Below are 13393 nucleotides of genomic sequence, written 5' to 3' on the forward strand. Positions count from 1 at the left end.
GGACCTTTTAAGGAGCCTATCAAATGGCACGTTTCTTCCGTCGTCGTAAATTCTGCCGCTTCACCGCTGAAGACGTGAAAGAGATCGATTACAAAGATCTCAACACTCTGAAAGCCTACGTATCCGAGACCGGCAAAATCGTTCCAAGCCGTATCACCGGTACCAAAGCACGTTATCAGCGTCAGCTGGCCACCGCTATCAAGCGCGCCCGCTTCCTGGCCCTGCTGGCCTACACCGACAGCCACGGCCGCTGAGACCGGGCAGTCGACAAGTAGTAAGGGATTGAATGCATGCGCGCCTTAGCTGAGTTCATCATGCGCGGTCGCGTGCAGGCCACTCTGGTAGTGGCTGGATGTGCAGCATTGCCGTTGTTGTATTGGTTGGGTGCTGCCGCGGGATGCCTTGTGCTTCTGCGGCGCGGTTTGCAGGATGCCGTTGGCGTCCTGGCCCTGGGGTTGCTGGCCGCCTTGATCTGGTGGCTGCAATTGGGCGAACCCAAAGTGCTTATGGTGCTGCTGGGGTCGTCGAGCCTTGCGTTGGTTTTACGCGCAAGTGAGTCCTGGGTCCGCACGCTGCTGGTCAGCGTGGCATTGGGGTTGGTGTTTTCAGTGTTGCTCGGCGCGGCTTTCCACCCGCAAATCGAGGCGCTGGCGCAAGAGATCGTCAAGGTCCTGCCGCTGGCTCTCGGGGAGCTCTACCAGCAATTGTCGGTAGACGAGCGAGCGCGCCTTGCGGCGCTGATAGCACCGGCCCTGATCGGCCTGATGGCGGTGGTGTTGCAGATTGTCAGTGTGCTGAGCCTGATGCTTGGGCGTTACTGGCAGGCGTTGTTGTACAACCCGGGTGGTTTTGGTCGCGAGTTTCGCAGTATCAGAATCCCCGCGGGCCCGGCGATGTTGCTGCTGGCATGCATGGTGGTCGGACCGAACTTCGGTCCAGAGGCGGCCTTGTTATTGCTGTTTTGCAGCGTACCGCTGGTGTTCTCCGGGCTGGCCCTGATTCACGGGCTGGTGGCGCAGAAGCGCCTGGCCAGGTTCTGGCTGGTGGGGTTGTACGTCACGCTGATGCTGTTCATGCAGCTGATCTATCCGTTACTCGTGGTTTTGGCCATTGTCGACGGCCTGATTGATTTTCGCGGTCGTCTGGCGCCGAAAGACGCCGATAACGCGAACGGTGAAGGTTAAAAGTTAGAGGATTTTCACATGCAACTGATCCTTCTGGAAAAAGTCGCCAACCTGGGCAACCTGGGCGACAAAGTGAACGTTAAGGCCGGCTACGGTCGTAACTACCTGCTGCCATACGGCAAAGCCACCGCTGCAACCGCTGCCAACCTGGCTGCGTTTGAAGAGCGTCGTGCTGAGCTGGAAAAAGCAGCAGCAGACAAAAAAGCTTCGGCCGAAACTCGCGCTGCCCAACTGGCTGAGCTGGAAGTGACTATCACTGCCACCGCCGGTGACGAAGGCAAGCTGTTCGGTTCGATCGGCACCCACGACATCGCTGACGCACTGACCGCCTCTGGCGTTGAAGTTGCGAAAAGCGAAGTTCGTCTGCCGAACGGCACCATCCGCAACGTAGGTGAATTCGACGTAGCCGTGCACTTGCACGCTGAAGTTGAAGCCACTGTACGCGTTGTCGTGGTAGCAGCTTAAGTCGCACCTAACTGACTGGCACCTCGCGTGCCAGGCGGTTAACATCGGGCACGATCCTGTTTACAGGTCGTGCCTTTTGTTTTTTTCACCCCCCCTAATTCCAAGTGGCCATGAACGATATTTCAGCTCCTGAGCAATACGATCTGCAAACCGCTGCCCTGAAGGTGCCGCCGCATTCCATCGAGGCCGAACAGGCCGTGCTCGGTGGTTTGATGCTGGACAACAACGCCTGGGAACGCGTGCTGGATCAAGTCTCGGACGGTGATTTCTATCGTCATGACCACCGCTTGATCTTCCGCGCCATCGCCAAGCTGGCCGACCAGAACTCACCAATCGACGTGGTGACCCTGGCCGAGCAGCTGGACAAGGAAGGCCAGACCTCCCAGGTCGGCGGCCTGGGCTACCTCGGTGAGTTGGCCAAAAACACGCCGTCCGTCGCCAACATCAAGGCATATGCCCAGATCGTTCGCGAGCGCGCCACCTTGCGCCAGTTGATCGGCATCAGCACCGAAATCGCCGATAGCGCCTTCAACCCCGAAGGTCGCAGCGCCGCCGAGATCCTTGACGAGGCCGAGCGCCAGATCTTCCAGATCGCCGAAGCCCGGCCGAAAACCGGCGGCCCGGTCAGCGTCAACGACCTGCTGACCAAGGCCATCGACCGTATCGATACGCTGTTCAACACCGACAATGCCATCACCGGCATCTCCACCGGTTACACCGACCTCGACGAGAAGACCAGCGGCCTGCAGCCGTCCGACCTGATCATCGTCGCCGGCCGTCCATCCATGGGTAAAACCACCTTTGCGATGAACCTGGTGGAAAACGCCGTGTTGCGCAGTGACAAGACCGTGCTGGTGTACTCCCTGGAGATGCCAGGCGAATCGCTGATCATGCGGATGCTCTCGTCCCTGGGCCGTATCGACCAGACCAAAGTGCGTGCCGGTCGCCTGGAAGACGACGATTGGCCGCGCCTGACCTCGGCGGTCAACCTGCTCAACGACCGCAAGCTGTTCATCGATGACACCGCGGGCATCAGCCCGTCGGAGATGCGCGCGCGTACCCGCCGCCTGGTGCGTGAGCACGGCGATATCGCCCTGATCATGATCGACTACCTGCAACTGATGCAGATCCCGGGTTCCAGCGGCGACAACCGGACCAACGAGATTTCCGAGATCTCCCGGTCCTTGAAAGCCCTGGCCAAGGAATTCAACTGCCCGGTGGTGGCGCTGTCGCAGCTCAACCGCTCCCTGGAACAACGCCCCAACAAGCGCCCGGTGAACTCCGACTTGCGTGAATCCGGAGCGATCGAGCAGGATGCCGACGTGATCATGTTCGTCTACCGCGACGAGGTGTATCACCCGGAGACCGAGCACAAAGGCATTGCCGAAATCATCATCGGCAAGCAGCGGAACGGCCCGATCGGCTTTATCCGCCTGGCGTTCATTGGCAAATACACGCGTTTCGAGAACCTTGCGCCGGGCAGTTACAACTTCGACGACGACGAATAATCCTTCTGTTCAATTCCTACTGTTATCGTCGGAATTGGTCAAAATTTGTGCTATATTCCGCGCCCGCGATTTTTCATCTCAACACCGGTCACCGTCATGCAAACAGCCAAGCCGTTATTTGACTATCCCAAGTACTGGGCCGAATGTTTCGGTCCTGCGCCATTCCTGCCGATGAGCAGGGAGGAGATGGATCAGCTTGGCTGGGATTCCTGCGACATCATCATCGTCACCGGTGATGCCTACGTTGACCATCCGTCGTTCGGCATGGCGATCATCGGCCGGCTGCTGGAGTCCCAGGGCTTCCGCGTCGGGATCATTGCCCAGCCGAACTGGCAGTCCAAAGACGACTTCATGAAGCTCGGCGAGCCGAACCTGTTCTTCGGCGTCGCGGCCGGCAACATGGACTCGATGATCAACCGCTACACCGCTGACAAGAAAATCCGCTCCGACGACGCCTACACCCCTGGCGGCATGGCCGGCAAACGCCCGGACCGCGCGAGCCTGGTGTACAGCCAGCGGTGCAAGGAAGCCTACAAGAACGTGCCGATCGTGCTCGGTGGCATCGAAGCGTCCCTGCGCCGCATCGCCCACTACGACTACTGGCAGGACCGGGTGCGCAATTCGATCCTGATCGACGCCACCGCCGACATCCTGCTGTACGGCAACGCCGAGCGGGCCATCGTCGAAGTGGCCCAGCGCCTGTCGTGGGGCCACAAGATCGAAGACATCACCGATGTGCGCGGCACCGCGTTCATTCGCCGTGATACGCCCGAAGGCTGGTATGAGGTGGACTCCACCCGTATCGACCGTCCGGGCAAGGTCGACAAGATCATCAACCCATACGTGAATACCCAGGACACCCAGGCCTGCGCCATCGAGCAGGAAAAGGGGCCGGTTGAAGATCCGCAGGAAGCCAAGGTCGTGCAGATCCTGGCCAGCCCGCGCATGACCCGTGAGAAGACCGTGATCCGCCTGCCATCGGTGGAAAAAGTCCGTGGTGACGCGGTGCTTTATGCCCACGCCAACCGCGTGTTGCACCTGGAAACCAACCCAGGCAACGCCCGTGCCCTGGTGCAGAAACACGGCGAAGTGGACGTGTGGTTCAACCCGCCGCCCATTCCGATGACCACCGAAGAAATGGACTACGTGTTTGGCATGCCTTACGCACGTGTCCCGCACCCGGCGTATGGCAAGGAAAAAATCCCGGCCTACGACATGATCCGTTTCTCGGTGAACATCATGCGCGGCTGCTTCGGCGGCTGTACCTTCTGCTCGATCACCGAGCACGAAGGCCGCATCATCCAGAACCGTTCCGAAGAGTCGATCATTCGCGAGATCGAAGAAATCCGCGACAAGGTTCCGGGTTTCACCGGCGTGATTTCCGACCTCGGCGGCCCGACCGCGAACATGTACCGCATCGCCTGCAAGAGCCCGGAAATCGAATCCGCGTGCCGCAAGCCGTCGTGCGTGTTCCCTGGCATCTGCCCGAACCTGAACACCGACCACTCGTCGCTGATCCAGTTGTATCGCAGCGCCCGTGCGTTGCCGGGTGTGAAGAAGATCCTGATCGCCTCCGGCCTGCGCTACGACCTGGCCGTTGAGTCGCCGGAGTATGTGAAGGAACTGGTCACCCACCACGTCGGTGGTTACCTGAAGATCGCCCCGGAACACACCGAGGAAGGTCCGCTCAACCAGATGATGAAACCGGGCATCGGCAGCTATGACAAGTTCAAGCGCATGTTCGAGAAGTACACCAAGGAAGCGGGCAAGGAGCAGTACCTGATCCCGTACTTCATCGCCGCCCACCCTGGCACCACCGATGAAGACATGATGAACCTGGCCCTGTGGCTCAAGGGCAACGGTTTCCGCGCCGACCAGGTGCAGGCGTTCTACCCGTCGCCGATGGCCACCGCCACCGCGATGTACCACTCGGGCAAGAACCCGCTGCGCAAGGTCACCTACAAGAGCGACGCGGTGACCATCGTCAAGAGCGAAGAACAGCGCCGTCTGCACAAGGCGTTCCTGCGCTACCACGACCCGAAAGGCTGGCCGATGCTGCGCGAAGCACTGACCCGCATGGGCCGCGCCGACCTGATCGGGCCGGGCAAGGATCAACTGATCCCGTTGCACCAGCCGGCCACCGACAGCTACCAGAGCGCGCGTCGCAAGAACTCGACGCCGGCCGGCAGCCACAAGGTCGCCAAGGAAACCACCACCAGGATCCTCACCCAGCACACCGGCCTGCCGCCCCGTGGCAGCGACGGCAGCAACCCGTGGGACAAGCGCGAGCAAGCCAAGGCCGCGGCCATGGCGCGCAACAAGCAGGCCGCCAAGGAACGCGCGGATGCGGCCAAGGGCAAGGGCGGCAAGCCAGCCCGCAAGCCGGTGGTACCGCGTTGATCGTTGCCTGAATATGCCAAACGCCAGCCTCGTGCTGGCGTTTTGCTTTCTAGCCGGTGGGGAGTCTGTTTGTTAAGGTGGCGGCCATTAAATCGCTATCGGGAGCAAGCCGAATCGTCGCATCGGCCCTCCCACATTTTGAATGTATTCACACTTCAAATGTGGGAGGGGGCTTGCCCCCGATGGCGTCAGTCCAGTCCCCAACTTTTCAAGGAAGAACACCCCCATGAGCAACCCCCTGCTCAACATCGGCATGGACTCCAACCGCTCGCAGTTCATGGCGCGCCAGCGCATCGAGAGTGAAGTCGACCTGCCTCGGCTGTTTGCCATCATCGACGCCGACCCCGGCATCGTCGGCGCGGGCGTGGTGTATATCGACGCTGACTTCAACGTCGTGACCCTGCGCGAGTTCAAGCCGATCTGCAGCATTCGACCCAAGCGCATCATTGTGCGCGAGGCGCAGAAATACATCGCCCCGGCGCAGTTCGCCGACCAAGTGCTGAACAACCCGCGCGAGTCGCGACTGGTGAGTGAAGCCTTCAACACCACGTTGTCCTGCGGCGGCGCGGTCATTGGCTGGCTGGTGGTGTTGAGCGGCACCATCGCTATCCCGTTCACCGCTGGCGCCAGCACGGTCGTGACGGCCATCGGCTATACCGCCGCCTCGGCCAGCACCGTGTCGTGCCTGGTCGGTGGGTTCCGCACGCGCAACGAAATCGTCAACCCGTCGATGAATGATTACCTGGATAACGAAGAGTGGTACCAGACGGCGACCAAAGTCCTCGACGGTGCCGCCTTGGTCGGCGTGGGCGCCTCGGCGCTGACGACAGTCAAGCTGGTCAACGTCACTCGTGCGGCCACGGGTAAAAGCCTGCGTCAGGTGCTCAAAGGCCTGAACGGGCAGGAGCGGGAGAAACTCACCAAAGAGCTGCTGAAAGTGGCCGACCCGCAAATGTCGAACAAGATGCGCAAGCTGCTGCAACTGAGCGGCGAGTTGCCCAAACGCTTTACGCCGACCCAGCTCAAGCACGCCACCTATGTCCAATTGGGCGATGCCTTCAGTGCGGGGCTGAGCGTCTGGGGCTTGAAGCGTTCGGATAACTACAAACAGGCCAAGACCTTCGCGATTGGCTTGTACGAAGAGGCCGAGTGATGGGTGGTGTTCCTTCGCTTAAACCGTTTTTGCTGGAGCATTTTCCCGCATTCATCGGCGTGATTCTCGCTGGTTGCCTCGGCGGTTCGGCGGCGATTTCCCTGGCGGCCAGCACCTATTTTTCCGACGTGCCCATGGCAACCAATGCCACTGTGTCCTGGTTCGTGGTGATAGCCGCCGCACTGTTCGTGGCCAACAGCAACTTCCTGGTGGTGCGCGGCCGAGCCTGGGGCGTGTGGGCGATGGTGGCGTTTTTTGCGGTGTGCCTGTTGGTCGTGCTGCCGACACTGCTCTACCGGCCGCACTGGTTTATCTACAGTGAAAGCCTGTTCTGGCCATTGCTGGGGTTGTTGCTGATCAACAGCAAGGGCTATCGGTCGATGGTCAAGAAGTTGGTTGAAGTGCGGCGGTTGCGGGAGGCGGCCAAGGCGGGGCTGTAGCCTCGGCACGTGGTTTCAGATTTTGACGTTCTGGCGAATGTTCCAGCCGTATTTGACGGCGCCGCCGTCCTTGCCGCCGTCGGATTTTTGCGGCTGGTAGCTGACTTCGACCGTGGCGAAGTTCAGGGCTATCACCTCAGTCAGCACATCGCTGCTGGTCACCGCGTCGGTTTGGTAAGACGTGACCATCACTTCCTTCAGCGTGATCACCAGATACTCCACGGCATTGCTGCCACCGGCCTTGCGCACCACCAACCGTGCCTCCGGGTAATGCTTGCCGGTGGAGCAGGCCATCATCAGGTTGGGTGAAGACTTGTCCATGACCTTGGAGACAGACAGGTTTTCAATATTGACCTTGCCGGCACCGCCGCCGCTGCCGGTATGCATCGAACCGGTCTGGGACATGCCCCAGCCCCATCGGCTGATCTCGATTTCGTCGCGATGGGCCTGGTCTTTGGACTCGCCCTTGATGTCCCCCAGCTTCAAAAACATATCAGTTGCCATTGTCACTCCCTGTTTTGGTGTGCGCCGGTAGTGGCGCGGGGCGTACTTTTTCTTATTCGGGATATGGCTTACAAGGTGCGGCATCACGATCAGGAAGTGCCTGTCCGGATAAAGCGAAGCTTCTGACATTTTTCGGGGATAGGCAGTCTTTACCCTCTGCGCTCTTGTGAACCTCAGGACTAAAGGGATGACTTCCAGCGTATTCAGAGACAGTTTCCTCAGTCCCAATTACATGACGCGGCAGCGGCTGGAAAGCAGTATTGATCTGCGCAAGTTATTTGCGGCGATTGATGCTGATCCGGCCATCGTCGGTGCCGGCGTGGTGTACATCGACGCGCAGCTACGGATGGTTGTGCTGCGTGAATTTCAGCCGATTTGCAGTATCGCACCGAAGAATGTGATTTTGCGCGAGGCGCCCAGCTATGTCGGGCGGGTGGAGTTCGCTCGGCAACTGGCGAATGAACCGCGAGAGTCGCAGGTGGCGTTTGAGGCGGTGAATACAGCTTTGGCGTGTACTTCTGCGGTGATCAGTTGGATCAGTGGTACTGAGTGGATCGGCGCTCAGTCCGTTCAGCTTTGGGGTTACTGGGGTGGTAGCTGCGATAAGCTTTACATCAGCAACAGCCAGTTCAATTCAGTGCTTAGTTGGCGGCCAGAGGACTCGCAACGAAATTATTGACCCGGCTCTTAACGATGCTCTGGATAGCGAGCCATGGTATCAGGCTGTGACGATTGGTTTGGACGCTGTTTCGCTACTGGGCGCTAGTGTCTCGGCACTGGCAACTATACGACTGGTTAATGCGACAAGAAAATCTACCGGAAAAACTTTGCCGCAGGTGTTGAAAGGACTGAGTCGTCAAGAGCGAGCAAAGTTGACCCAGGAGTTGTTGAGTATTCGGCACCCGGAAATGACCCGGAAAATGATCAGGTTGAAGCAACTCGCTGGAAAAATGCCAAAGCGTTTTACGCCCGCAGAAGTAAAACAGGGCACTGTTTTGCAGATTCAAGACGCTCTAGGTGCTGCCTTAGGGGTTGCTAGCAGTTCGATGTCTGGGAATATTCGCACTGTCGCGGTCGGAATTTATGAGGAGATGACCGAGTGATATTGCTGCTGCCCCTTCGCCCTTTTCTCAAGCGTTATTTACCCGTGTTTCTCGGGGGGATTTTTTCAAGCATTTTTGCTGGATCTTCCGTAGTGGTGGTAGTGCAAAATTACTATCTCAAAGCCATTTCTTTAGCTATTTCGGCACAAGTAGCGTGGTGGGCATGTGTCGTTCTGGCATGCGCCTTGAGTCTTAGCAACATTATGATTGTCCGTGGGCGACGAGACTGGGTGTGGGTCATGGTTGTCTATTTTGGAGCCTGCCTGGTTACCGCTCTTCCGGCCATTCGTTATTCCGCTCATCTGTTCATCTATGCCGAAAGTTTGTTTTGGCCATTGCTTGGTCTGCTGATTCTCAACAGCAAGCGTCATCGTGAGATGCGTGGGAAGCTTGTTGAACTTCGTTTTAGGCGAAAACGGATACAGAAAATTGCTGACAGGCTACAAAAAAGGTGATTTTGCTTTGATTAATTGGGAGCGTTGCCTCATTCCCGACAACTTACTGTTCGGGAACATCCGGATCGTCGCGGTTGGGCTGTATGAGGATATATCAGAGTGAGACTTCTCGGACGGAAACCTCTCATACCGGTGCGCCCTTTTCTTTTGCGCTACTTTCCCGTGTTTATCGGCGTAATTTTAGCGGGCATCTTCGGCAGTTCTTCTGTTGTTGTGCTGGTGGAAAACTATTATTTTCCATCGTTATCGAACGCGGCAGCTAAAAGTGCCGGCGTGCTCTTGGTCTGGTTTATCACCCACTGCAATTTCATGATCGCCTACGGGCGACCGAAGTGGGTCTGGGGAATGTATGGCCTTTTCATCGCCTGCCTGTTGGTCGCTGTGCCAGGTTTTCATTTTTCACCGAACCCATTCATTTACGCGGAATGCTTCTTTTGGCCGGTACTCGGCCTGCTGCTGCTTCGCAGCAAACGCCACCGGGAACTGCGTGCCAAATGCGTAGAACTTCGCCATATGCGCGGGAAGGTAAGGGTGGCCATTGAAAAGCGGCGTAAACACGAGCGCGCAATAATCAGAATAAAGAAATCGAGGTAATTCCCCACCCCGCCCCCAAAACCGATACCGCCCCACCCACTCCCCGCCACATATATGTGCAGCTCTTGCACCATTGCACCAACGTTGGCGCCGTTTTGGTGCTGTACTGCACCGGGTCTTACGATAAAGCGCAATGACTGCCGCTCTGGCATAAGTCTTGCGCGCGTTGTGTCCATGCCCTGGCTTGCAGGAGGCCGCCGTGTCGATTCATGTCGCGTTGCACCACGTTACGCATTACCGCTACGACCGCGCTGTCGAACTCGGCCCACAGATCGTGCGTTTGCGCCCGGCGGCCCATAGCCGCACGCGGATTTTGTCCTACGCACTGAAAGTGCTGCCCGAGCAGCATTTCATCAATTGGCAGCAGGACCCTCAGGGTAATTACCTGGCGCGCCTGGTGTTCCCGGAAAAGACTGACGAACTGCGTATCGAAGTCGACCTGGTCGCCGAGATGGCGGTGTTCAACCCGTTCGATTTTTTCCTTGAACCCTACGCGGAAAAAATCCCGTTTTGCTACGCCGCCGACGAGCAGCGCGAGCTGGCGCCGTACCTGGAAACCTTGCCGCTGACGCCGAGGTTCGCCGCTTACCTGGCGGGTATCGACCGCACGCCGCTGCCGGCCGTGGATTTCCTGGTGGGCCTCAACCAACGCCTGGCCGCCGATATCGGTTACCTGATCCGCATGGAACCCGGCGTGCAGACCCCGGAATTCACCCTGGAAAATGCCTCCGGCTCGTGCCGCGATTCGGCTTGGCTGCTGGTGCAATTGCTGCGCAACCTGGGGCTGGCCGCGCGGTTTGTGTCCGGCTATCTGATTCAGCTCACCGCCGACGTCAAAGCCCTCGATGGCCCGTCCGGTACCGAGGTGGACTTCACCGACCTGCACGCCTGGTGCGAAGTGTATTTGCCCGGCGCCGGCTGGATCGGCCTGGATGCCACCTCCGGGTTATTCGCCGGTGAAGGCCATATTCCGTTGGCCTGTAGTCCCGATCCATCGTCTGCCGCGCCGATCAGTGGCCTGGTGGAGCCGTGCGAGTGCGAATTCACCCACGAGATGTCGGTAGAGCGCATCTGGGAAGCGCCACGGGTAACCAAGCCCTACACCGAAGAACAGTGGCTGGCGATCCAGGCCCTGGGGCGGCAGATCGATGGCGACCTGCTGGCGGACGACGTGCGCCTGACCATGGGCGGCGAACCGACCTTCGTCTCCATCGACGACCCCGACGGCGCCGAGTGGAACACCGCTGCCCTGGGGCCGGACAAGCGTCGCCTGTCGGCCGAGCTGTTCCAGCGCATGCGCAAGCACTACGCGCCCAAGGGCCTGGTGCATTTCGGCCAGGGCAAGTGGTACCCCGGCGAGCAACTGCCGCGCTGGTCGCTCAACTGTTACTGGCGCCGCGATGGCGAGCCGATTTGGCACAACAGCGCGCTGATCGCCGATGAGCAACAGGACTACGGCGCCGACGGCGTGCTGGCCGGGCGTTTCCTGGGCTGTGTTGCCGAGCGCCTGAAGCTGCCGGCGCGCTTTGTGTTTCCGGCCTTTGAAGACAACTTCTATTACCTGTGGCGCGAAGGCGCGCTGCCGCAAAACGTCACCGCCCTTGACCCGCGCCTGAGCGATGAGCTGGAACGCGAGCGTCTGCGCAAAGTGTTCAGCCAGGGCCTGGACAAGGTCATCGGCCAAGTGCTGCCGCTGGCGCGCACCGCTGCCAATGACCGCTGGCAGAGTGGGCGCTGGTACCTACGCGACAATCACTGCCGACTGGTGCCGGGGGATTCGCCGCTGGGTTATCGCCTGCCGCTGGCCTCGCAGCCCTGGGTGACGGCGGCAGAGTACCCGTTTGTCCACCCGACCGACCCCAACCAGGACTTGCCCGAGCTGCCGAGCACGGCGCAATTGCAACGCCATGGCGAAGCGGCGCCGAGCGCCGAGCGCCTGCCGAAGATCGACGAGTCCGCCGACTGGCTGACCCGCACCGCGCTGTGCGCCGAAGCGCGCGAAGGCCGCCTGTATCTGTTCATGCCGCCGCTGGAGCGCGTCGAGGACTACCTGGAGCTGGTGGCCGCCATCGAAGCCACCGCCGAAGAGCTGCACTGCCCGGTGCTGCTGGAGGGCTACGAGCCGCCGGCGGATTACCGTCTGAGCAACTTCCGGGTCACGCCCGACCCGGGTGTGATCGAGGTCAACGTGCAGCCGTCCGCCACCTGGGACGAGTTGGTGGAACGCACCGAATTCCTCTACGAAGAGGCGCGGCAAACCCGCCTGACCACCGAAAAGTTCATGATCGACGGGCGCCACACCGGTACCGGTGGCGGTAACCACTTCGTGCTGGGCGGCGCGACACCCAAGGACTCACCGTTCCTGCGGCGTCCCGATCTGCTGCGCAGTTTGATCAGCTACTGGCACAACCATCCGTCGTTGTCCTACCTGTTTTCCGGCTTGTTCATCGGCCCGACGTCCCAGGCGCCCCGGGTCGATGAAGCGCGTAACGATGCGCTGTATGAGCTGGAAATCGCCTTCGCGCAAATGCCCGCGCCAGGCGAAGAGTGCCCGCCGTGGCTGGTCGACCGCCTGCTGCGCAATCTGCTGATCGACGTGACGGGCAACACCCACCGCGCCGAATTCTGTATCGATAAGCTCTACTCGCCCGATGGCGCCACCGGGCGCCTGGGCCTGCTGGAGTTGCGCGCCTTTGAAATGCCGCCCCATGCGCGCATGAGCCTGACCCAGCAACTGCTGCTGCGCGCGCTGGTAGCGCGCTTCTGGCGCGAACCCTATGCGCCCCCGAAACTGGCGCGCTGGGGCACTGAGCTGCATGACCGTTTCCTGTTGCCGCACTTCATCGAGCAGGATTTTGCCGACGTGATCGTCGAACTCAACGCCGCCGGCTACCCGTTGCGCGCCGAATGGTTTGCCGCGCACCTGGAATTCCGCTTTCCCAAAGTCGGCGACTACGCCGTCAGCGGTATCGAACTCGAACTGCGCCAGGCCCTGGAACCCTGGCATGTGCTGGGCGAGGAGGGCGCGGTGGGCGGCACGGTGCGTTATGTGGATTCGTCCCTGGAGCGCCTGCAGGTGAAGTTGAGCGGGCTGCCACCGCAACGCTATTTGCTCACCTGCAACGGCATCCCGGTGCCGCTGCAAGCGACCGGGCGCATCGGCGAGTTCGTCGCCGGCGTGCGGTATCGCGCCTGGCAACCGGCCAACTGCCTGCAGCCGACCATCGCGGTCCACGCGCCGTTGGTGTTCGACCTGCTGGACACCTGGATGCAGCGCTCCCTGGGCGGTTGCCAGTATCATGTGGCGCATCCGGGCGGGCGTAACTACGACAGCCTGCCGGTGAATGCCAATGAAGCCGAGAGCCGGCGCATGGCGCGGTTCTTCCGCCTGGGTCATACCCCGGGCAAGCAGCCGGTTCCGACCGTAGTGGTGAACGATGAATTACCGATGACCCTGGATCTGCGACGTTTCCCCAATAAAAATGACTGAATGCAAGCCAAAATGTGGGAGGGAGCTTGCTCCCGATTGCGGTAAATCAGCCGATACATGAGTTGACTGACCCACCGCAATCGGGAGCAAGCCCCCT

General features: G+C 59.9%; 11 protein-coding genes and 1 pseudogene. 11 read left to right on the forward strand and 1 reads right to left on the reverse strand.

Annotated elements, in window-relative coordinates:
* Nucleotides 1–23: 23 nt before the first annotated feature.
* The 7 genes from rpsR (at nt 24) to JN756_RS02670 (ending at nt 7150) form a co-directional block, all read left to right on the forward strand.
* Complete coding sequence (gene rpsR / locus JN756_RS02640; RefSeq protein ID WP_002551829.1) at nt 24–254, forward strand: 30S ribosomal protein S18; 231 nt, start codon at nt 24–26, stop codon at nt 252–254.
* 36 nt (nt 255–290) lie between these two features.
* Nucleotides 291–1184 (forward strand): YybS family protein, encoded by an 894-nt coding sequence (locus JN756_RS02645; RefSeq protein WP_057003678.1) that lies wholly within the window; start codon nt 291–293, stop codon nt 1182–1184.
* Between the two features lie 18 nt (nt 1185–1202).
* Nucleotides 1203–1649, forward strand: a complete 447-nt coding sequence (rplI, locus tag JN756_RS02650) for a 50S ribosomal protein L9 (protein WP_010563337.1) — start codon at nt 1203–1205, stop codon at nt 1647–1649.
* A 110-nt stretch (nt 1650–1759) separates the two neighbouring features.
* Nucleotides 1760–3157, forward strand: a complete 1398-nt coding sequence (gene dnaB, locus JN756_RS02655) for a replicative DNA helicase (protein ID WP_017849744.1) — start codon at nt 1760–1762, stop codon at nt 3155–3157.
* A 96-nt stretch (nt 3158–3253) separates the two neighbouring features.
* On the forward strand, nt 3254–5557 hold the full coding sequence (locus tag JN756_RS02660; protein WP_026140380.1) for a YgiQ family radical SAM protein: 2304 nt from the start codon (nt 3254–3256) through the stop codon (nt 5555–5557).
* 226 nt (nt 5558–5783) lie between these two features.
* Entirely contained in the window at nt 5784–6710 is a 927-nt protein-coding gene (gene ssp4, locus JN756_RS02665; RefSeq protein WP_046384895.1) for an Ssp4 family T6SS effector, read from the forward strand.
* Nucleotides 6710–7150, forward strand: coding sequence for a hypothetical protein (locus tag JN756_RS02670; RefSeq protein WP_046384894.1), 441 nt, complete (start codon nt 6710–6712; stop codon nt 7148–7150). The genes ssp4 (JN756_RS02665) and JN756_RS02670 overlap by 1 nt, the downstream gene beginning before the upstream one ends.
* Before the next feature lie 15 nt (nt 7151–7165).
* On the opposite strand, the gene JN756_RS02675 is transcribed toward JN756_RS02670, so the two are convergent.
* On the reverse strand, nt 7166–7654 hold the full coding sequence (locus tag JN756_RS02675) for an Hcp family type VI secretion system effector (protein ID WP_046384893.1): 489 nt from the start codon (nt 7652–7654) through the stop codon (nt 7166–7168).
* Nucleotides 7655–7841: 187 nt separating this feature from the next.
* Between JN756_RS02675 and ssp4 (JN756_RS02680) the strand changes: the two are divergent.
* The 4 genes and pseudogenes from ssp4 (JN756_RS02680) (at nt 7842) to JN756_RS02695 (ending at nt 13296) form a co-directional block, all read left to right on the forward strand.
* Nucleotides 7842–8757 (forward strand): annotated as a pseudogene (ssp4, locus tag JN756_RS02680) (Ssp4 family T6SS effector).
* The gene (locus JN756_RS02685; protein ID WP_082643793.1) at nt 8754–9212 is read left to right on the forward strand and encodes a hypothetical protein; all 459 of its coding nucleotides are present in this window, start codon (nt 8754–8756) and stop codon (nt 9210–9212) included. The pseudogene ssp4 (JN756_RS02680) and the gene JN756_RS02685 overlap by 4 nt, the downstream one beginning before the upstream one ends.
* 99 nt (nt 9213–9311) lie before the next feature.
* Entirely contained in the window at nt 9312–9806 is a 495-nt protein-coding gene (locus tag JN756_RS02690) for a hypothetical protein (protein WP_104904047.1), read from the forward strand.
* A gap of 199 nt (nt 9807–10005) precedes the next feature.
* Nucleotides 10006–13296, forward strand: a complete 3291-nt coding sequence (locus JN756_RS02695) for a transglutaminase family protein (protein WP_201021758.1) — start codon at nt 10006–10008, stop codon at nt 13294–13296.
* Nucleotides 13297–13393 lie beyond the last annotated feature (97 nt).

The sequence above is a fragment of the Pseudomonas sp. Y39-6 genome (assembly GCF_023651955.1).
In the GTDB taxonomy this organism is placed as follows: Bacteria; Pseudomonadota; Gammaproteobacteria; order Pseudomonadales; family Pseudomonadaceae; genus Aquipseudomonas; species Aquipseudomonas veronii.